Below are 18,893 nucleotides of genomic sequence, written 5' to 3' on the forward strand. Positions count from 1 at the left end.
TGGCGGTGGCGGTTCGGGGTGGTTTATTCGCCCACTGCCCCGGCTGCGGCCCTGGCCTTCATGTAGGCGCGCAGGCCTTCCTCCATCTCATCCCACACCCGTGCCAGGGCGGGGCTTTCGCGCAAGCCCTGGGCGTAGCCGGCCACGGCGGCGTGGCGGTCCAGCAGGTGGGTGCGGCCGGAAAAGCGCATCAGTCCCTCCAGCGTGTAACGCACGGGCGTCAGCCACGCGTCGGCGGTGGTCACCCGGCCGCCGAAGGCGAAGGGGCCGCGCGCCGCGTCGTCCGCCAGCAGGCCGTTCAACTGGCCCAGGCCCTTGTCCAGCTTGGCCAACTGCGCCTGGACGGCGGTCTCATCCGGGGTCTTGCTGTCGAACAGGCCGAACAGGGGGAAGGTTTCCCGCATCACATACTGGTCGGCCACGGCGGTCAGCAGGCGCACCCGCGCGCCGTCCACCGGGTCGGCGGGGCGCAGGGGGATGGCGGGGAAGGCATCCTCCAGATACTCCACGATCACGTCCGACTCCGGGATGGACCGGCCGTCGTCCAGCACCAGCACGGGCACCCGCACCATGGGGTTCAGCGCCCGGAAGGCGGGGGAGGTGCGCCAGTCTTCCGGTGGGGTTAGGATGTCGACGGCCAGGTTCTTGGCATAGATCGCGGCCCGGGCGCGGGCGGCGAAGGGCGACAGGGCCAAGGAATAGAGTTTCATGGCGGCTCTCCACGGGGAAGGGGTGGCCGGAACGATAGTCTGGGGGGACACCGTGGGCTTGGAAAAACGCGACAGCCGGAAGGAAAGCCCGTGCGGCCCGTGACGGCGGCGCCCAAGGGCGTGCTGGCGCCCGGCGCCGCCGCGCAGCGTTTCCGCCTGGGCCGCTACCAGCCGTCCCCGGATCTGGCCCCGGATCTGGTCCCTGATCTGGCGGCGGTGGTGGAGCATTACTGGGTGGTGGCCTGGGACCTGATCGGGCAGCCACCCTATGTCCAGCGCACGCTGCCCTATCCCGCCGTGAATTTGGTGTTCGAGCGCGGCCGCTCCGCCGTCTACGGCCCCATGCATGGCATCTTCGCCTATGAATTGCGCGACGCCGGGCGGGTGCTGGGCATCCGCTTCCGCCCGGCCGGCTTCCGCGCCCTGCTGGGCGCCCCGCTCACCAGCCTGGTGGATCGTGTCCTGCCGCTGGAGGCTGTGTTCGGCCGGTCGGCCGAGGGGGCGGAGGCGGCGGTTCTGGCCGCAGCCGATGACGCCGGCATGGTGGCGGTGGCCGAAACCCTGCTGCGCCGGGGCCTCAAGCAGTCGCCGCCGATGGCGGACGAGGTCAACCGCCTGGTGGCGCTGATCGAGGCCGACCGGGAGATTTTGCGGGTGGACGATCTGGTCGCGCGTTCCGGCCTGGGCGTGCGCGCGCTGCAGCGCCTGTTCGCCGACCTGGTGGGCATGACGCCCAAATGGGTCATCCGCCGCGCCCGCCTGCATGAGGCGGCGCACCGGCTGGCGCAGGAGGGCGGGGCCGAGGGGGGCGTGGCGCTGGATTTGACAACACTGGCCCAGGATCTGGGATATTTCGATCACGCCCACTTCACCCAGGATTTCAAACAGGTCATCGGCCAGTCCCCCTCCGCCTATCGCGAGGCCTGCGCCCGGAAGATCGCCGAAGGGAAACAGCAACCATGACCCTGCAAGACCGCCTGCGCTGGCTGCTGCCCGCGGCATTCGCCTGGTTCGCCGCCGATCAGGTGACCAAGGCCTGGCTGAAACAGGCGCTGACGCCGGGGGTGGACCTGACGGCGCTGGGCGGCGCCATCCTGGTGACGCCGGTCAACAACCCCGGCGCTTTCCTCAGCCTGGGCGCGGGGCTGGACGACCATGCGCGCGGCCTGGTCTTCACCGTGGGCGTGGCCCTGGTCCTGGCGGCCCTGCTGGCGTGGAGCCTGCGGGCCAAGACGCTCAGCCGCCTGGAACTGCTGGGTGCCGGCAGTTTCCTGGGCGGGGGCTTGGGCAACCTGCTGGACCGTCTGCGTCAGGACGGCACGGTGTTCGATTTCCTGAACCTCGGCATCGGCCCCCTGCGCACTGGCATCTTCAACATCGCCGATGTGGGCCTGATGGCGGGGGTGGCGCTGTTCGTGGCGGGCGGGGTCCTGGGGAAATCGCGCCGCACATAGTTATATTCAGCAACTTTTCTGGACATCCATCGTTTCCGCGCGCACCTTAATCCCGCCCATAAGAACAAACGGGAGAGGAACGTGCTGAACCAAGACGCGGTGCCCGCGCCCGCCGGCGCCCCCATGGCGGCGGCCGGCGGTTTGTTGAACCGAACGACGCTGCTGTGCCTGCTGGTCGCCATCCTGGAGGGGGTGGATTTGCAGGCCGCCGGCGTGGCGGCGCCGAAGCTGGCCCCGGCGCTGCACCTGACGCCGGGCCAGTTGGGCATCTTCTTCAGCGCCGGCACCATCGGCCTGTTCCTGGGCGCGTTGGTGGGCGGGCGGCTGGCCGACCATTTCGGGCGCAAGGCCGTGCTGGTTGTCTCCGTCGCCCTGTTCGGCCTGTTCACGGTTGCCACCGCCTTGTCGCCGGACTTCACCACCCTGTTCCTCATGCGCCTGGCCACGGGCCTGGGGCTGGGTGGCACGCTGCCCAACCTGGTGGCGCTGGCGGCGGAGAACAGCCCGCCGGGACGCAGCGGTGGCGCCGTTTCCCTGATGTATGGCGGCATGCCGCTGGGCGGTGCCATCGTTAGCCTGATCGCCATCTTCGCCGCGATGAGCGGCGGCTTCGACAGTTGGCGCACCATCTTCTATGCCGCCGGCGGTGCGCCGCTGCTGGTGCTGCCCCTGCTGATCTGGGCCCTGCCTGAGTCGCGCGCCTTCCGCGTGGCTGCGGCGGCGGACAAGGAGGGGCGGCCCGGCGTTCTCACCATCCTGTTCGGCGGCGGCCGCGCGGCGGAGACGGTGCTGTTGTGGCTGGCCTTCTTCGCCACCCTGATGGTGCTGTACCTGCTGCTCAGCTGGCTGCCCCTGCTGATGACCGACCGGGGGTTCAGCAAGCCGCAGGCGGGGCTGATCCAACTGGTGCTGAACATCTCGGGCGCCATCGCTTGCGGCATCACCGGGCCTCTGCTTGACGGCCCGCGGCGTTTCAGCTTCGCCATCACCGTCTTTTTGGGCCTGGCTCTCTTCCTCGTGCTGCTGGCCTTGATGCCGCCCAACCTGACGGTGGCCATAGGGGTGGGCCTGGGTGCCGGCGCCATGATCCTGACCACCCAGGCCACGCTCTACGCTGCGGCCCCCGCATGCTACCCCATCGCCATCCGTGGCACCGGCGTGGGCGGGGCGGTGGCCGCCGGGCGCCTGGGGTCCATCTTCGGGCCGTTGCTGGGCACCGCCCTGGTGCAGGCGGGGTTATCGGCCTCGGGTTTGCTGCTCAGCCTCGTGCCCCTGGTCGCGGTCGGTGGGCTGCTGGCGGTCCTGCTGATCCACCGGCAACTCCGGCGCCGGGCCTGACGCTTCCCAGGCCGCCGATTCCCTCGCCAGCCGCTGCGCGACGGTGTAACCCTGCCGCCCGGTATCGGGATGCGTTGTTGGGGAAGGGATGGGCAGGAAGACGGATATGGTGCTGGCCGTGGCGGACATGGCCGGCACCGTGCTGTTCGCGGTCGAGGGTGCCATGGCGGCGCTGCGCGGCGGGCTGGACCTGTTCGGGGTGTTGGTCCTGTCCTTCGCCACGGCGCTGGGCGGCGGCGTGCTGCGCGACCTGCTGATCGGCGCGGCGCCACCCACGGCCTTGCGCGATTGGCGCTATCCCGCCATGGCCTTTGCCGCCGGCGGCGCCACCTTCGCCGGCCACGCCATCGTTGGCCAGATTCCGGTGGGCCAGGGCCCTCTGGGGTGGATGACGACGCTGGACGCCGCCGGCCTGTCGCTGTTCGCCGTGGCCGGCACGGAAAAGGCGCTGAACCGCCACATACCGCCGTTCAGCGCCGTGCTGATGGGCACCATCACCGGGGTGGGCGGTGGCACCTTGCGCGACCTGCTGCTGGCCCAGGTGCCGGCCATCCTGCGGGTCGACGTCTACGCCACGGCCGCCCTGCTGGGGGCGGCGGTGATGACCGCCGCCATCCGCCTGGGCGTCGCCCCGCGCTATGCCGCCTTGATGGGGGGCGGCGCCTGCTTCGTCCTGCGCATGGTCAGCGTCTGGCGCCACTGGGCCCTGCCCACGGCGGCGGGGCTTGCCGGCTGACGCTTCAGTCGCCTTCCACCTTGGGCGCTGGCGTCGCCGTGTCCGACGGCTTGTCCGTCTTCGGCTTGGCCTTCAGGGCGTCCGCCTCGGCCTTGTCGATGGGGATCATGCTGTCGATCAGGCAGACGGGCGGCACCGGCATGCCCACCAGGGTCAGGGGATCGGTGCGGCACAGCTCGTCATTATGGGAAACGTAGGCGAAGCCGTAGAAGCCCAGCCCGGTGCAGCGGCCGGCCATGTTGATGCGGATGAACTTGGTGCGGTCCTGCATCTCCACCAGGATGGTGCTTTCATCGATGACCTGGGTGCGGCGGATGGTGCGCACCGGGATGCACATCTGGCCCCGGTCCCGCAACTCGGCCTGGGCCGTCTGGGTTCCGGGGGCGCCCTTATCGGCGGCTGAGTCGGCGGCCGGGTCAGTGGCGCAGCCGGCCAGCAGGCCGGCGGCAAGGGATGCGGCGATCAAAGCGGGGGCGAAGCGGACCATGGCGGGGGGCCTCCGAAGGCGTTCACCTTGGAAGGTAAGCGCCAATTCGCCTCGCCACAAGCGGCGGCCGCGTCGCAGGGGGCGCCGACGGCATGGTTATGGGTTTTAGGGCTCCAGGCCTAATAGGCGAACCCGCGCCCGCCATGCTAGCATCCGCCCGATGTATAACGATGTCGTCGACCTGCGCGAATTCTATGAAAGCAGCCTGGGCCAGGTGGTCCGGCGCCTGGTGCGCCGCCGCCTGCGGGAGCTGTGGCCCGATGTCACCGGCCAGCGCGTGCTGGGCATCGGCTACGCCACCCCCTTCCTGCGCCCCTTCCTGACGGAGGCGGAGCGGGTGATGGCCGTGATGCCCGCCGCCCAAGGGGTGGTCTTTTGGCCGCCCGAGGGGCCGGGGCTGGTGACGCTGGGCGAAGAATCGGAACTGCCGTTCCCCAACATGTCGGTCGATCGCGTGCTGTTGGTCCATGGGCTGGAGTTCACCGAGCACCTGAAACCCATGATGCAGGAGATTTGGCGCGTGCTGGCGGGGGGCGGCCGCCTCATCGCCGTCGTGCCCAACCGCCGCGGCATCTGGGCCCGCACCGACCGCACCCCCTTCGGCCATGGGTCGCCCTTTTCCTCAGGCCAGTTGCGCCGCGTCCTGCGCGCCAACCTGTTCGTGCCGGAGCGGGAGACGTCGGCCCTGTTCATGCCGCCCGTCACCTCCCGATTCTTCATGGCGTCGGCGGGGGCCGTGGAAAACTTGGGTGCGCGCTGGTTCAAGGCCTTCGCCGGCGTCCAGATCGTGGAAGCCAGCAAGCAGATTTACGCCACCACCGCCACCCGCGTGGTCGAGCCGCGGCGGCGCATGGCCCCCTCGGTGGCGCAGCCGGCCTTCTCCGGCCTGGCGGCGGAACGGCGGCTTTTGCCCCGGCTGATCGCCTCCTCCGGTACCGGGATGGACCCGGACGCGGAGCCCTGAGAATCCCGCAACGGTGCCGGGCGCTGGGATTCCGCGCGGACTCGTATTGGGGGTGCTTGACAGGGGCCGGGTCGCCTGTATAGTGCGCGCTCTCTTAGAAACGGGTCCTGTGCTAGGTCCCGTCGTTCCGTTTTGCGTGGGCGCTGGCCACTCTCGGCTGGGCCCGGCCAGATCAGTGGTGGGCTAGAATGTTCGCAGTCATCCGCACCGGCGGTAAGCAGTACAAGGTCGCGGCCGGCGACGTCATTAAGGTTGAGAAGCTGGCGGGTGAAGCCGGCGCCTCCCTGAAGCTGGACGAGGTCCTGCTGGTCAGCGATGCCGGCAACACCACCGTCGGCACCCCGCTGGTGGCTGGCGCCGCCGTGACGGCCACCGTGGTGGCCCAGGCCCATGCGCCGCACATCATCATCTTCAAGAAGAAGCGCCGGCAGAACTACCGCCGCAAGAACGGCCATCGTCAGGACCTGACGATCCTGCGCATCACCGACATCCAGGCCGGCGCCTGATCGGCAGCCGGCCCCCTAGATTTAAGGAGTTTTCGAGATGGCACATAAAAAGGCAGGCGGTAGCTCCCGCAACGGTCGTGACAGCGCCGGTCGTCGTCTGGGCGTGAAGGCCTTCGGCGGTGAAGCCGTCGTTTCCGGCAACATCATCGTCCGCCAGCGCGGCACGAAGTTCCACCCCGGCGCCAACGTGGGCCTGGGCAAGGACCACACCATTTTCGCGGTCGCCGATGGCGCCGTGAAGTTCCACACCGGCCGTCAGGGCCGCACCTACGTGTCCGTCGAGCTGGCCCAGGAGCCGGTGGCCGCCGCCGCCGAGTAACCTGCCGCTTCGGCATCAGGTGTTTTGACTCTGATCGGGGGGACGGGTGACCGTTCCCCCGATTTGCATTTGCCGCGCGTCGCGCGATCGTTGCCCGTTCTTTCTAGCCGCCGCTCCTTTTTCATAGGCCCCGACCGGGGCCGCCGGAGCGAGCACCGCCCAGTTGGTGTAAAAGGGCGCGCAGCGAGGAAGCCAAGGCCACGGATGTGGCCGCCCGGCGTTTGAGGGGGCCTTTGATCCCTTAGGATCAGAGGCCATTGATATAAGGCCCGCCCATCATGAAGTTCCTGGACCAGTGCAAAATCTACCTGAAGAGCGGTGACGGCGGCCCCGGCTGCGTCGGCTTCCGCCGGGAGAAGTTCATTGAGTTCGGCGGGCCGGACGGCGGCAACGGCGGGCGGGGCGGCGACATCGTGATCGAGGCCGTGGACGGCCTGAACACGCTGATCGATTATCGCTACAAGCAGCATTTCAAGGCGCAGCGCGGCGGCCATGGCATGGGCCGCGACCGCTCCGGCGCCGCCGGTGAGCCCATGGTGCTGAAGGTGCCGGTGGGCACCCAGGTCCTGGACGAAGACCAGGAGACGGTGCTGGCCGACATGATGGAGGTGGGCCAGCGCATCGTGCTGCTGAAGGGCGGCGACGGCGGCTTCGGCAACGCCCATTACAAGACCTCCACCAACCGCGCCCCCACCAAGGCCGGCCCCGGCTGGCCGGGGAGGAGCGCTGGGTGTGGCTGCGCCTGAAGCTGATCGCCGACGTCGGCCTGGTCGGCCTGCCCAACGCCGGCAAGTCCACATTCCTGGCCGCCGTGTCCCGCGCCCGGCCCAAGATCGCCGACTATCCCTTCACCACGCTGGTGCCCAACCTGGGCGTCGTGCGCGCGGGTGAGGAGGAGTTCGTGGTGGCCGACATCCCCGGCCTGATCGAGGGCGCGCACGAGGGCCACGGCCTGGGCGACCGCTTCCTGGGCCATGTGGAGCGCACGCGCGTGCTGCTGCACCTGGTGGACGGCACGCAGGAGGATGTGCAGAAGGCCTACCGCACCATCCGGCGTGAGCTGCGCGCCTATGGCGGCGGTCTGGCGGAAAAGCCGGAGATCGTGGCCCTGAACAAGGTCGACGCCCTGACCGAGGAAGAGCTGGCGGAAAAGAAGCTGAAGCTGCGCCGTTCCGCCAAGAAGCCGGTCATGGTGCTGTCCGGCGCCACCGGCGAGCATGTGCCCGACGTGCTGTATGCGCTTCTGGAGCAGATCAAGGCTGCGCGTCTGGCGGATGGCGAGGAAGCGCGCAGCAAGGCATACAAGGCGCGGTACAATCCCCTGGATGACATCTCCCAGGCCGACAAAGGGACACGTTAGAAAATGAACGACGCCGCCGACCGCACGGAAATTTCCTCAACCCGTGCGGCGGCGGTGTTTGATGTCCCGCCGGTGTTGGGCGCCAAAAGGCTGATCGTCAAGATCGGCTCCGCCCTGCTGGTGGATGGCGAGACGCACCGCATCCGCCGCGATTGGCTGGACAGCGTGTGCGATGACGTGGCCGCCTTGCGCCGCCGGGGCGTGGACGTGGTCATCGTTTCCTCCGGCGCCGTCGCCGTGGGGCGGGAACATCTGGGCCTGGTGGGCCGCCCGCTGAAGCTTGAGGAAAAGCAGGCCGCCGCCGCCACCGGCCAGATCCGCCTGGCCCACGCCTATCAGGAAACCCTGGCCCGCCACGACATCACCGTGGCCCAGGTGCTGCTGACCCTGGATGATACCGAGGACCGCCGCCGCCACCTGAACGGCCGCGCCACCATCGAGACCCTGCTGAAGCTGGGGGCCGTTCCCGTGATCAACGAGAACGACACCGTGGCCACCGCCGAGATCCGCTTCGGCGACAACGACCGCCTGGCCGCCCGCGTGGCGCAGATGATCAGCGCCGACACCCTGATCCTCATGTCCGACATCGACGGCCTCTACACCGCCGACCCGCGCAAGGACCCGGCGGCCAAGCACCTGCCCGTGGTGACCGAGGTGACGCCGGAGATCGAGGCCATGGCGGGGGAACCGCCCGCCGGCTACAGCAGCGGCGGCATGGTCACCAAGATCGCTGCCGCCCGCATCGCCGTGGCCGCCGGTTGCCGCATGGCCATCGTCTCGGGCAAGCGCATGAACCCCCTGGCGGCGCTGGAAACGGCGGCGGATCGGGGGGCGCGCTGTGCACCTGGTTCCTGCCGTCGGCCGGCCCCGGCACGGCGCGCAAGCGCTGGATCGCCGGCTCCCTGAAGCCGGCCGGCACCCTCGTGGTGGACGAGGGCGCGGCCCAGGCCCTGGCGCGCGGCGGCAGCCTGCTGCCCGCCGGCGTGCGCGAGGTCGAGGGCGATTTCCAGCGCGGCGACCTGGTGGCCGTCCGCACCCAGGCCGGCCGCGTCATCGCCCGCGGCCTGGTGGCCTATTCCGCCGAAGACGCCCGCCGCATCCAGGGCCGCCGCAGCGCCGAGATCGAAGCCAGCCTGGGCTGGCGCGGCCGGGACGAGATGATCCACCGGGACGACCTGGCGCTGGGGTGAGGCGGGGATCTCGACTTTCGGATGCCGGGATGCCATCTTCCAAGTATGAGCAAATCCGCGCCCATTGCTGAGTTGGACGAAGAGCAGGTGGCCGAATTGGCTGCGCTGACCGCTGCTGTCGCCGAGGCGGATGCCGACCTTCGTGCCGTTCCGCATGAGGAGATGAGGGCGTGGCTGTTGGAACTGGCCGCCGGTAATTTCGACGCGCCGCCACCGGTTGCTCGCCTGCTGTGAAAGTTATCTGGCGTAATGCGGCGTTGGCGGATGTCGGCCGCATCGCCCAGCATATTGCGGAAGAAAATCCAGTCGCTGCCCGGCAGGTCGCTCGGGAACTGGTGCTCGCCGGTGACAGCTTGGGAACCTTTCCCCATAGGGGGCGTCCTGGGCGTGTTCCCGGCACCCGTGAACTGGCGACGGTACGGCCTTACATCATCGTTTATCGGATCGAGGAAGCCGGTCGTGTAGCCATCCTGCGCGTATGGCACGCGGCACAGGATTGGCCCTGACACGACCTTTTCACCCGAGTCGATTCCTTACCTGGACCCTAACGCGCTCGGCAATTCACGTAAGGACGCCAGCTCGGTATAGCGGTGGGGAATCGGGCCGGACACCATCTCATGGGCCCAGGTGGTGTGGTAGGGCACGTGGAAACCCTGGCCGCCCAAGGCCGCCACGGGCAGCACGTCGGACTTCAGGGAGTTGCCGGCCATGGCGAAGTCGGCGGGGTCCACGCCGTGGCGGTCCAGCAGGCGGCGATAGGTGGCGTCGTCCTTTTCCGACACGATCTCGATGCGGTGGAACAGGTCGGCCAGGCCGGAGCGGGCGATCTTGCTTTCCTGGTCGAACAGGTCGCCCTTGGTGATCAGCCACACCTCATGGTCACGCTCCCGCAGGGTTTCGATGACCTCCACAGCACCATCGATCAGTTCCACCGGGTGCGCCAGCATGGCGCGGCCGCGCTGCACCAGCGTCTCGATGGCGATGCCGGGGATGCGCCCCTCGGTCAGTTCCAGGGCGGTCTCGATCATCGACAGGGTGAAGCCCTTGATGCCGTAGCCATAGGTCACCAAGTTGCGCCGCTCCACCAGCAGCAGGCGCTCATCAATGGTGGCCTGGTCCAGGTCGCTGTGCCGCAGCAGCAGGTCGCGGAACTCGGCATACGAGGTGGAGAACATGGCCTCGTTGTGCCAGAGCGTGTCGTCGCCATCCAAAGCGATCACCCGGGGAGGAAGGGCAGGCATAGTCGGAACTCCAAAGAAACTCAGGCGGCCTGATCGGGGGCCGCGACGGAAGGGGACGATACCCCCGCCGCCCGCATCAAGGCCAGGCAGAGCAGGGATGCGGCCAGGCCGCAGGCGGCGGCGCTGGTCCAGCCCCAATGACCGGCGAAGGCGGCGAACAGCGGCGGCCCGATGAGGGAGCCGCTGGCGCCGAATTGGGTCAACAGGCCGTTGGCGGCGGGCAGGCCCCGGTCCGATCCCGCCACGGCGGGCAGCAGGGCGAAGGCCAGGCCGGGATAGATGCCGGACAGGGCGTTGAGCGCGATGACCACCCCGGCGGCGGCGGTGAGCTCAGGCGCCGGCCCGAACACCAGGAACAGCAGCAGGGCTGGCAGGACGATGCTGACCGCCATCAGGGCGAAGGAGGGGCCCCGCGCCAGATCCCGCCCGTGGTTGCGGTGGTTCCACCAGCCGGCCACCACGCTGCCCGCCACGGTGGCGAAGGAGGCGACGCCGGTGATCAGGCCGGCGGTGTCGGCGCTGGCACCGGCCTTGTCCACCAGGAAGGTGGGCAGCATGCCCAGCAGGCCGACCTCGAAGGTGGTGTAGCAGCCGAAGCCCAGGGCCAGGGCCCAGGCCCGCCGGGTGGGGCCGGTGCCGCTGGCGCCCGCGCCGCGCACCCGCGCGCCGGCACCCGCCGTCATGGGCAGGGACAGCACCAGGGCGCCCGCCGCCACCACGCCGCCGCCGAACAGGGCGCCGCGCCAGGTCCACAGCTCCGCCGCCCAGCCGGACAGGATGGCGCCCAGGGCCAGGCCCACGGGCACGAAGCTGCTCCACAGGGCAAGCGCCACGCCGCGCTGGCGCGGGGTCGCCGTCTCCAGGATCAGCATGGGGGCGGCGATGACGGTGGTGAGGTACCCGGCGCTCTCCACCACCCGCCAGGCGATCAGCGCCGCCGGGCCCTGCGCCAGGCTTTCGCCGATTCCGCCCAGGGCCAGGAGGGCGGTGCCGGCCAGCAGGGCGGGTCGGCGGCCCGCGCGCTGGATCAGCCCGCCGGCGATGCGGCCGAAGCCGGCGCCGCCGATTTCCAGCAGCGAGATCACCAGGGCCGCCACGGTGAGGCTGAGCCCCAGGTCGCGGGAGATGAGGGGGATCAGGGCCGACATCTTGCCCAGTTGGGCGGCGGCGATGACGCCGACGCCATAGAACCAGACGATCTTGACCCAGCTTCCGCCCATGATGCCCCCACGCACGTCCTGCCCCGCGACAGGCGGGGCACTATTTTTGCCATGACCGGTCGCGGGCCGGCGTGAATAAGATATGCGGCACCAGGGGCGGCCGGGACGGCCGGTCCGGGCAGGCAACGGAGCCACCATGGCTAGCATCGCCGCCGTCATAAACACGCTGCCGCGCATCGCCGGGCCCCACCTCGGCCGGTCTCTGCGGCTGTGGCGCACCCTGCGGCGCATGAAGCAGAGCCATGCCGGCGAACTGCTGGGCGTCTCCCAGGCCACCGTGTCCCGCTGGGAATCGGGGGCGCTGACCCCCGACGCCGGGGAGCAGGCGGCCATCCGCCAGCTCATGCAGGCCGGGCTGGACAGCGCCGCCGACCGGGAGCTGGCGCGGCTGGTGAACAACTCGACCGGGCCGGTGCACCTGGTGTGCGACCTGACCCACCGCCTGCTGGCGGTGTCGGCGCAGCGGGAGCGCGACTTCGGCCGATCGCGGGCGGAGGTGCTGGGCACCTCGCTCTGGCCCTATGCCAGCGATGAAATCCGGGCGGCGGAGGCCACGCTGGCCGATTGGGGCTGGTTCGAGCCGGCGCCGCCGGAGTTGGTGATAACGACGCGGGCCAACCGCTCACCCGAGGTGCGCATCTACGCCAGCCGTTTCCGCTGGGTGCGCTTCCAGCTGTCGGACGGCAGCTTCGCCCGCCTGGTCGACACCATCGCCTATGATGACCGACGCCCTTGAGCCCCAGGGTGGCCCAGCGGCCGCCGGCCGCTGTAGGACGCGACCGCGTCCGCCGGGCCTTTGTGGGGAGCGCAGCGGACCACAGGGACGAAACTAATCCCTTCTTAACAGGAAAATCCCCTGCTCGCCGGACCAGTTGGCGCGCCAGGTGGTGGCGTCGCTGGTCAGTTGGCGGCCGTCATGGTCCAGGATGGCGCTACGCTCCACCGTCACCCCACCCAGCTCGGCGCAGAGGGCGGTGAAGTCGGCGATGGTGCAGAAGTGGATGTTGGGCGTTTCCCACCATTGGAAGCCCAGCCGGTCGGTCACCGGCATGCGGCCGGTCAGCAGCAGGGCCAGGCGCACCCGCCAATAGCCGAAATTGGGGAAGGAGACGATGACGCGGCGGCCGATGCGCAGCATCTGCAGCAGCACGCCGCGCGGGTCGCGCGTGGCCTGCAGCGTCTGCGACAGGATGACGTAGTCGAAGGCGTCGCTGGGATAGTCCTTCAGGTCGGTGTCGGCGTCGCCCTGGATGACGGACAGGCCACGCGACACGCAGGCGCGCACGCCGTCCATGCCCAGTTCCATGCCGCGCCCGTCGACACCCTTTTCCCGGGTCAGAAGGTCCAGCAGGGCGCCGTCGCCGCAGCCCACGTCCAGCACGCGGGCGCCCGTGCTGACCATGTCGGCGATGCGGCGCAGGTCGCCGCGGATGTCGGTGCGGGGGGGATGATGGAGGCGTCCATGGGATCAGACCCGCCGTTTCAGGCCGCGATGGTCGGCGCAGCCGTTGATGAAGCCGCGCATGACCTGGTGGAACTCCGGCTCATCCAGCAGGAAGGCGTCGTGGCCCTTGTCCGTCTCGATCTCCACGAAGCTGACATTGGCGGCCACCGCGTTCAGCGCGTGCACCACCGCCCGCGACTCGGACGTGGGGAACAGCCAGTCGCTGGAGAAGCTGGCCAGGCAGAAGCGCACCGGCGTGCCGCGCCCGTTCACGCGGAAGGCCTGGGCCAACTGGCCGCCGTGTTCCGCCGCCAGGTCGAAATAGTCCATGGCGCGGGTGATGTAGAGGTAGCTGTTGGCGTCGAAGCGGTCGACGAAGCTGGCTCCCTGATAGCGCAGATAGCTTTCCACCTGGAAATCGGCGTCGAAGCCGAAGGTGATGGCCTGGCGGCTTTGCAGGTTGCGGCCGAACTTGCGGTGCAGCGCCGCCTCGGACAGGTAGGTGATGTGGGCGGCCATGCGGGCCACGGCCAAGCCGCGCGCCGGGTTGGTGTTCGCCCGCTGATAGGCGCCGTCGCGCCAGTCCGGGTCGGCCATGATGGCCTGGCGTCCCACCTCGTGAAAGGCGATGTTCTGCGCCGAATGCCGGGCGGCGGTGGCGATGGGCACGGCGGCGAACACCCGCTCCGGGTGGGCCACCGCCCATTGCAGCACCTGCATGCCGCCCATGGAACCGCCGATGACGCAGAACAACTGGTCGATGCCCAGCGCGTCGATCAGCAGCGTCTGCGCCCGCACCATGTCGCCGATGGTGATGACGGGGAAGTCGATGGCGTAGGGCTGGCCCGTCGCCGGGTTCACGTCGTGCGGCCCGGTCGAGCCCATGCAGCCGCCGATGACATTGCTGCAGATGACGAAGAAGCGGTCGGTGTCCACCGGCTTGCCGGGGCCCACCAGCATCTCCCACCAGCCGGGCTTGCCGGTGATGGGATGGCGGTCGGCCACGTATTGGTCACCCGTCAGGGCGTGGCACACCAGGATGGCGTTGGACTTGTCGGCGTTCAGGGTGCCGTAGGTCTGGTAGGCCACGGTGAAGGGGCCCAGTTGCCCGCCGCCGTCCAGGGGCATGGGCCGGTCGGCCCCCAGCACCATGCGCTTACCCGGCAGAACCAGGGGGGAGGCGCCGGTATTGTCCGTGCCGGAACTATCCGTGTAGGCAGGCGGGGTGATCATGATGAAGGGGCCTTCGAATCCAGCCTGAATGACTAGGAAGGTGGGGCATCCCAAGTCAACGTTTTCTTTGATTTTGCGGGGGGCAGGCTCTAAGACTCAGTCGTTTCAGGTCTCAAATCCGAACCCGTCCATGCCCCCTGTGCCCCCCTCCGTCGACGCTTTACGCCGCGAAATCGATGAAATCGATGTGGCGATCCATGACCTCATCATGCGGCGCGCCCGGGTGGTGGAGCGTATCGCCCACTCCAAGGCGGGCGAGAAGGTCTTCATCCGTCCGGGCCGGGAGGCAGGCATCCTGCGGCGCCTGGTGGCCCGCCACCAGGGCAGTGTGCCCGTGGCGGCCATCGTGCGCATCTGGCGGGAGATGATCGCCGCGATGACCCTGATCCAGGGGCCGTTCGCCGTCGCCGTCTACGCGCCGGACGACGACCGTCGCCTGTGGGACATCGCCCGCGACCATTACGGCACCGTCACCCCCTTGGCGCCGGCCAACACCACCCAGGCCGTGCTGCGCGCCCTGGCGGAGGGCAGCGCCACCGTCGGCGTCGTGCCCATGCCGGAGGAGGAGGACACCGACCCCTGGTGGCGCTTCCTCATCAGCGACGACACCAAGACGCCCAAGATCATCGGCCGCCTGCCCTTCTGCCGCCGTCCCGGCCAGAAGGAGGGCGGCGACGCCCTGATCCTGGGCGCCGTCCCGCTGGAGGCGACGGGCCAGGACCACACCCTGCTGGGCGTGGAGCTGTCGCAGGACATGAGCCGCGGCCGCCTGAAGGACATGATCGAGGCCGCCAGCCTGCCCGTGGGCTGGTTCCGCATCTTCCACCTGCCGGGGGGTGGCGGTTCCGTTCACCTGATCGAGGTGGAGGATTTCGTGGATATCGACGACCCGCGCCTGCGAACCCTGGCGGAAAAGCTGGGCGACGCGCTGGTGCGGGCGCTGCCCGTCGGCACCTACGCCCTGCCCATCACGCTGGAAGCCAGGAAGGCCTGATGCGTGTGGCATTTGATCGTGGACGCTCAAATGCCCCCTCAGTCGCCGGGCGCCAGCATCCGCTGGCTTGGCTTCCTCGATTTCCAGTCCGCCTCCGTCTCCCCGGAAATCTCCGGCGCCCGCAGTCGCGGGCTGATGGGGGCAGGCCTTGCGAGCCGTGCCCACACTTCCGCCCGAGTCGCGCCCCAACGGCGCAGGGCATGCGCCCCCGATTCGCATAAGGCTTTGATAAGACTCACAGCTATCCTTACCTGCGTGCGGGTTTGATCCCGAACCCGCCGCCCGCGAGAAGAAGACCGCCACCGCCTGTCAGAAGGTTACGCCGTACCATGTCCGCACCCGTTCCCAACCCCGGCATTCTCGATATCCATGCCTATGTCGGGGGCGAGGCGCATGCGCCGGGGGCGTCGCGGCTGATCCGTCTGGCCTCCAACGAGGGGGCGCTGGGCCCCAGCCCCAAGGCCATCGCGGCCTATACCGCCGTGGCGGGGCAGATGCACCGCTATCCCGATGGCGGCTCGAAGGCCCTGCGCGCCGGCCTGGGCCGCCGCTTCGGCCTGGATGCGGAGCGCATCGTCTGCGGCAACGGCTCGGACGACGTGTTGCAGTTGCTGACCCGCGCCTACGCCGGCGTGGGCGATGAGGTGCTGCACACCGTCCACGGCTTCGCGATCTATCCCATCAGCGCGCGCTTCGCCGGCGCCACGCCGGTGGCCGCCCCCGAGCGCGACCTGAAGACGGACGTGGATGCTCTGCTGGCCCGCGTCACGCCCCACACCCGCGTGGTCTTCATCGCCAACCCCAACAACCCCACCGGCAGTTACCTGAACAAGGATGAGCTGCGGCGCCTGCACGCGGGGCTGCCGGAGAACGTGCTGCTGGTCATCGACGCGGCCTATGCCGAGTATGTGGACGCGCCGGACTATACCGATGGCGCCGATCTGGTCGACGAATTCAGCAACGTCGTCATGACCCGCACCTTCTCCAAGATTTTCGCCCTGGGCGGCCTGCGCCTGGGCTGGGCCTATTGCCCGGCCGCCGTCGCGGATGTGCTGAACCGGGTGCGCGGCCCCTTCAACGTGGCGTCCAGTGCCCAGGCCGCCGGCCTGGCGGCGCTGGAGGATGTGGAGTTCCTGGAGCGGAGCCGCCGGCACAACACCCAGGTGCGCGGCTGGTTCGTGGACCAGGTGCGGGCCCTGGGCCTGGTGGTCCATCCCTCCGTCGCCAATTTCGTCCTGATCTCCTTCGCGGAGCAGGCGGGCGACCGCGCCGACGCCGAGGGCGCGCGCCAGCTGCTGAAATCGCGCGGCATCCTGGTGCGCCAGGTGGGGTCCTACGGCCTGCCGCACTGCCTGCGCGTCACCATCGGGCTGGAGGATGAGATGCGGGCGGTGGTCGACGGTCTCGCGGACTGGGTGAACGGCAAATGAGCGCACCCGAAGCCATTCCTGGCACGCCCGACACCCCGCTGTACAACCGCGTCTGTGTCATTGGCCTGGGGCTCATCGGTTCCTCCCTGCTGCGCTGCCTGATGGCGGATCGGGGCCTGGCGGGCGAGGTGGTGGCCTGCGACCGGTCGGACGCCGTCTGCGCCCGCGTGGCGGAACTCGCCATCGCCGACCGGGTGGAAAACGACGCGACCCTGGCCGTGGCCGGCGCCGACCTGGTGGTGTTGTGCACCCCTGTGGGCGCCTATGCCGACGTGGCGGCCCTGATCGGCCCGCACCTGGCGCCGGGCAGCACGCTCAGTGACGTCGGCTCCGTCAAGCAGGCGGTGGTGCGGGACGTTTCCCCCATGTGCCGGACGGCGTGCATTTCGTGCCCGGCCATCCCCTGGCCGGCACCGAGCATTCCGGCCCCGACGCCGGCTTCAAGGAGCTGTTCCGCGGCCGCTGGCTGATCCTGACGCCGCCGCCGGGCACGGACGCGGCGGCGGTCGACCGGCTGGGCCGGCTGTGGGCCGCCTGCGGCTCGCAGATCGAGGTCATGGATGCCAGCCACCATGACCAGGTGCTGGCCATCACCAGCCATCTGCCGCACCTGATCGCCTACACCATCGTCGGCACGGCCACGGATTTGGAGGAGACGACGAAGTCGGAGGTGATCCGCTTCTCCGCCTCCGGCTTCCGCGACTTCACCCGCATCGCGGCGTCGGACCCCGTCATGTGGCGCGACATCTTCCTGAACAACCGCGAGGCGGTGCTGGAGATGATCCAGCGCTTCACCGAGGATCTGACGGCCCTGCAACGCGCCATCCGCTGGGGAGAGGGGGACAAGCTGTTCGACCTGTTCACCCGCACCCGCGCCATCCGCCGGTCCATCATCGACGCCAAGCAGGCGTAGTTTTTCGTTCCCTCAGGCGGCGGGCGCGGGCATCCGCCCGCTTGCCTTCCTCGATTTCCAGTCGCTCCGCTTCCCGGAAATCTCCGGCGGACGCGGTCGCGTCCTGGTCGCTGCGCTCCGGTGCAACTTCGGGGGCGCGCGCTCGTGATCCGGCGGTTTCAGCGCCAGGCGATGTCGGGGTAATGGCCCACGGTCAGCGGGCCGATCTGCAGCTTGTGGTTCTGCATCGTGATGGGCAGCTTCAGGGTGGGGGCGCCGCCGTCGGCCTTGGGCTTGGCCAGCAAGGCCACGCCCAGGTGGGCCCATTGGGCCTGGTTGCCGTGTAGGCTGCCGCCGTCCTGCAGCGCGTCCACCAGGTTGTCCAGGCCCGAAAGCTCGGCCGTGCCCGATCCCTGGGGCTGCAGGCTGGTGTCCAGCGCCAGGGTGGCGTTGGCCGCCAGGTGCAGGTCGCCCCAATCCAGCTTCAGGCTGTCCAGTTCCACCGTTCCGCCCGCCTTGGACCAGGGCGCCACCGCTTCCGCCGTGGGGGCGGCGGGCAGGGGACCTTGCACCCGGGCGGACAGCACCAGGCGTTGCAGCTTGGTGCCCAGGCTGCGCACCGGCGGCACCGTCATGTTGGTGATGTCCAGCCGCAGGCCCAGCCCCGTGCCGGTATGATCGGCGGGTGGGGTCACCGGCCGTTCCACCGTGATGGACAGGCCTTCGATCGGATAGCTGCCGGCCGGCATCAGGCTGGCCGGTGGCGGCGCGCCGGCGGCGTCCCCCTCCGGCGCCGGCAGGGCGGCGGCGGTCAGGGTGGCATGGCTCAGGTTCACCTGCACCGTGCGCGGGCTGCCGGCGGCGAGATCCAGGGTGACACGGCCCCCAACAATGGCGGCGGTGGCGTCCAGGGCCGGTCGTACGCCCTCATGCGGCAGGCTGGCGTGGCCGCCCTTGGGCAGGGTCAGGACGACGTCATCCAACCGCCAGATGGGGGCGGAGGCTCTGACCGTGTCGGCGGACCAGCTGAGCCCGTCCGGCTTTTCCACCTTCACGTCGGTGGCGGTGATGGCGATGCTGAGGGGGAAGCCGCCCAGCGTCGGCGGCTGATAGGTGATGGTGGCGCCTCCCGTCCGCGCCAGATCGGCGCTGTGGTCCAGCAGGGTCAACAGCCGGGTCGCCATGCGATGCCACCACACGGCATAGCCGGTGACCAGGACCAGCACCAGGAACAGGACAAGCGTCAGGGGACGGATACGCATGGGAAATCCCGAAAGGCGGCGGCCGGGGCTGGCCGCCGGGGCGATGAGGCCATGGCCTGGGTGGGCTTGGCAAGGGCGGCGCCGTCGCGGCGGCCTTCAGTCATAGATCGGCA

General features: G+C 69.6%; 19 protein-coding genes and 3 pseudogenes. 15 read left to right on the plus strand and 7 right to left on the minus strand.

What is annotated here, in order from left to right; translation table 11 throughout:
* Nucleotides 1-23 precede the first annotated feature (23 nt).
* Nucleotides 24-710, minus strand: a complete 687-nt coding sequence (locus UCD39_RS21850) for a glutathione S-transferase family protein (RefSeq protein ID WP_330497862.1) — start codon at nucleotides 708-710, stop codon at nucleotides 24-26.
* A 90-nt stretch (nucleotides 711-800) separates the two neighbouring features.
* Between UCD39_RS21850 and UCD39_RS21855 the strand changes: the two genes are divergently transcribed.
* From UCD39_RS21855 to UCD39_RS21870, 4 genes are all read left to right on the plus strand, one after another.
* The gene (locus UCD39_RS21855; RefSeq protein ID WP_330497863.1) at nucleotides 801-1,673 is read left to right on the plus strand and encodes a DUF6597 domain-containing transcriptional factor; all 873 of its coding nucleotides are present in this window, start codon (nucleotides 801-803) and stop codon (nucleotides 1,671-1,673) included.
* Nucleotides 1,670-2,164: a signal peptidase II gene (locus tag UCD39_RS21860; RefSeq protein WP_330497864.1), complete on the plus strand. Its 495-nt coding sequence runs from the start codon at nucleotides 1,670-1,672 to the stop codon at nucleotides 2,162-2,164. Before UCD39_RS21855 ends, UCD39_RS21860 begins: the two co-directional genes overlap by 4 nt.
* 81 nt (nucleotides 2,165-2,245) lie before the next feature.
* Nucleotides 2,246-3,502, plus strand: coding sequence for a 3-(3-hydroxy-phenyl)propionate transporter MhpT (gene mhpT, locus UCD39_RS21865; RefSeq protein ID WP_246130152.1), 1,257 nt, complete (start codon nucleotides 2,246-2,248; stop codon nucleotides 3,500-3,502).
* A gap of 88 nt (nucleotides 3,503-3,590) precedes the next feature.
* A complete protein-coding gene (locus UCD39_RS21870; RefSeq protein WP_145729862.1) occupies nucleotides 3,591-4,238 on the plus strand; it encodes a trimeric intracellular cation channel family protein in 648 nt (215 codons plus the stop codon).
* Between the two features lie 4 nt (nucleotides 4,239-4,242).
* Here UCD39_RS21870 and UCD39_RS21875 read toward each other — a convergent pair whose 3' ends face one another.
* A complete protein-coding gene (locus UCD39_RS21875; RefSeq protein WP_330497865.1) occupies nucleotides 4,243-4,725 on the minus strand; it encodes a DUF6491 family protein in 483 nt (160 codons plus the stop codon).
* 160 nt (nucleotides 4,726-4,885) lie between these two features.
* Here UCD39_RS21875 and UCD39_RS21880 point away from each other — a divergent pair, with 160 nt between their 5' ends.
* The 7 genes and pseudogenes from UCD39_RS21880 to UCD39_RS21910 all read left to right on the plus strand — a co-directional run bounded on the left by UCD39_RS21880 (nucleotide 4,886) and on the right by UCD39_RS21910 (nucleotide 9,570).
* Nucleotides 4,886-5,689: a class I SAM-dependent methyltransferase gene (locus UCD39_RS21880; RefSeq protein ID WP_330497866.1), complete on the plus strand. Its 804-nt coding sequence runs from the start codon at nucleotides 4,886-4,888 to the stop codon at nucleotides 5,687-5,689.
* Between the two features lie 188 nt (nucleotides 5,690-5,877).
* On the plus strand, nucleotides 5,878-6,195 hold the full coding sequence (gene rplU / locus UCD39_RS21885; protein ID WP_145729859.1) for a 50S ribosomal protein L21: 318 nt from the start codon (nucleotides 5,878-5,880) through the stop codon (nucleotides 6,193-6,195).
* A gap of 37 nt (nucleotides 6,196-6,232) precedes the next feature.
* Nucleotides 6,233-6,514: a 50S ribosomal protein L27 gene (gene rpmA / locus UCD39_RS21890; RefSeq protein WP_145729858.1), complete on the plus strand. Its 282-nt coding sequence runs from the start codon at nucleotides 6,233-6,235 to the stop codon at nucleotides 6,512-6,514.
* Nucleotides 6,515-6,792: 278 nt separating this feature from the next.
* Nucleotides 6,793-7,874: pseudogene (gene obgE, locus UCD39_RS21895) on the plus strand (GTPase ObgE).
* Between the two features lie 54 nt (nucleotides 7,875-7,928).
* A pseudogene (gene proB, locus UCD39_RS21900) lies at nucleotides 7,929-9,064 on the plus strand (glutamate 5-kinase).
* Nucleotides 9,065-9,109: 45 nt separating this feature from the next.
* Entirely contained in the window at nucleotides 9,110-9,298 is a 189-nt protein-coding gene (locus tag UCD39_RS21905; RefSeq protein WP_330497867.1) for a hypothetical protein, read from the plus strand.
* The gene (locus UCD39_RS21910) at nucleotides 9,295-9,570 is read left to right on the plus strand and encodes a type II toxin-antitoxin system RelE/ParE family toxin (RefSeq protein ID WP_330497868.1); all 276 of its coding nucleotides are present in this window, start codon (nucleotides 9,295-9,297) and stop codon (nucleotides 9,568-9,570) included. The genes UCD39_RS21905 and UCD39_RS21910 overlap by 4 nt, the downstream gene beginning before the upstream one ends.
* A 27-nt stretch (nucleotides 9,571-9,597) precedes the next feature.
* On the opposite strand, the gene UCD39_RS21915 is transcribed toward UCD39_RS21910, so the two are convergent.
* Both UCD39_RS21915 and UCD39_RS21920 read right to left on the minus strand, forming a co-directional pair.
* The gene (locus UCD39_RS21915; protein WP_330497869.1) at nucleotides 9,598-10,305 is read right to left on the minus strand and encodes an HAD family hydrolase; all 708 of its coding nucleotides are present in this window, start codon (nucleotides 10,303-10,305) and stop codon (nucleotides 9,598-9,600) included.
* Between the two features lie 20 nt (nucleotides 10,306-10,325).
* Complete coding sequence (locus tag UCD39_RS21920; protein WP_330497870.1) at nucleotides 10,326-11,525, minus strand: MFS transporter; 1,200 nt, start codon at nucleotides 11,523-11,525, stop codon at nucleotides 10,326-10,328.
* A gap of 136 nt (nucleotides 11,526-11,661) precedes the next feature.
* Between UCD39_RS21920 and UCD39_RS21925 the strand changes: the two genes are divergently transcribed.
* Nucleotides 11,662-12,261 (plus strand): helix-turn-helix domain-containing protein, encoded by a 600-nt coding sequence (locus UCD39_RS21925; protein ID WP_330497871.1) that lies wholly within the window; start codon nucleotides 11,662-11,664, stop codon nucleotides 12,259-12,261.
* 93 nt (nucleotides 12,262-12,354) lie between these two features.
* Here UCD39_RS21925 and metW read toward each other — a convergent pair whose 3' ends face one another.
* Nucleotides 12,355-12,927, minus strand: coding sequence for a methionine biosynthesis protein MetW (gene metW / locus UCD39_RS21930; protein WP_442943686.1), 573 nt, complete (start codon nucleotides 12,925-12,927; stop codon nucleotides 12,355-12,357).
* A 66-nt stretch (nucleotides 12,928-12,993) separates the two neighbouring features.
* The gene (gene metX, locus UCD39_RS21935) at nucleotides 12,994-14,121 is read right to left on the minus strand and encodes a homoserine O-acetyltransferase MetX (RefSeq protein ID WP_330498501.1); all 1,128 of its coding nucleotides are present in this window, start codon (nucleotides 14,119-14,121) and stop codon (nucleotides 12,994-12,996) included.
* A 211-nt stretch (nucleotides 14,122-14,332) separates the two neighbouring features.
* Here metX and UCD39_RS21940 point away from each other — a divergent pair, with 211 nt between their 5' ends.
* From UCD39_RS21940 to UCD39_RS21950, 3 genes and pseudogenes are all read left to right on the plus strand, one after another.
* A complete protein-coding gene (locus tag UCD39_RS21940; protein WP_330497872.1) occupies nucleotides 14,333-15,196 on the plus strand; it encodes a chorismate mutase in 864 nt (287 codons plus the stop codon).
* Between the two features lie 329 nt (nucleotides 15,197-15,525).
* Complete coding sequence (hisC, locus tag UCD39_RS21945; RefSeq protein ID WP_330497873.1) at nucleotides 15,526-16,626, plus strand: histidinol-phosphate transaminase; 1,101 nt, start codon at nucleotides 15,526-15,528, stop codon at nucleotides 16,624-16,626.
* Nucleotides 16,623-17,539, plus strand: a pseudogene (locus UCD39_RS21950) (prephenate/arogenate dehydrogenase family protein). Before hisC ends, UCD39_RS21950 begins: the two are co-directional and overlap by 4 nt.
* 158 nt (nucleotides 17,540-17,697) lie before the next feature.
* Here UCD39_RS21950 and UCD39_RS21955 read toward each other — a convergent pair.
* Nucleotides 17,698-18,780, minus strand: coding sequence for a DUF2125 domain-containing protein (locus UCD39_RS21955; protein WP_330497874.1), 1,083 nt, complete (start codon nucleotides 18,778-18,780; stop codon nucleotides 17,698-17,700).
* Nucleotides 18,781-18,893 lie beyond the last annotated feature (113 nt).

Origin of the sequence: Nitrospirillum karajorum (assembly GCF_036348415.1) — a bacterium.
Lineage (GTDB): Bacteria > Pseudomonadota > Alphaproteobacteria > Azospirillales > Azospirillaceae > Nitrospirillum > Nitrospirillum amazonense_B.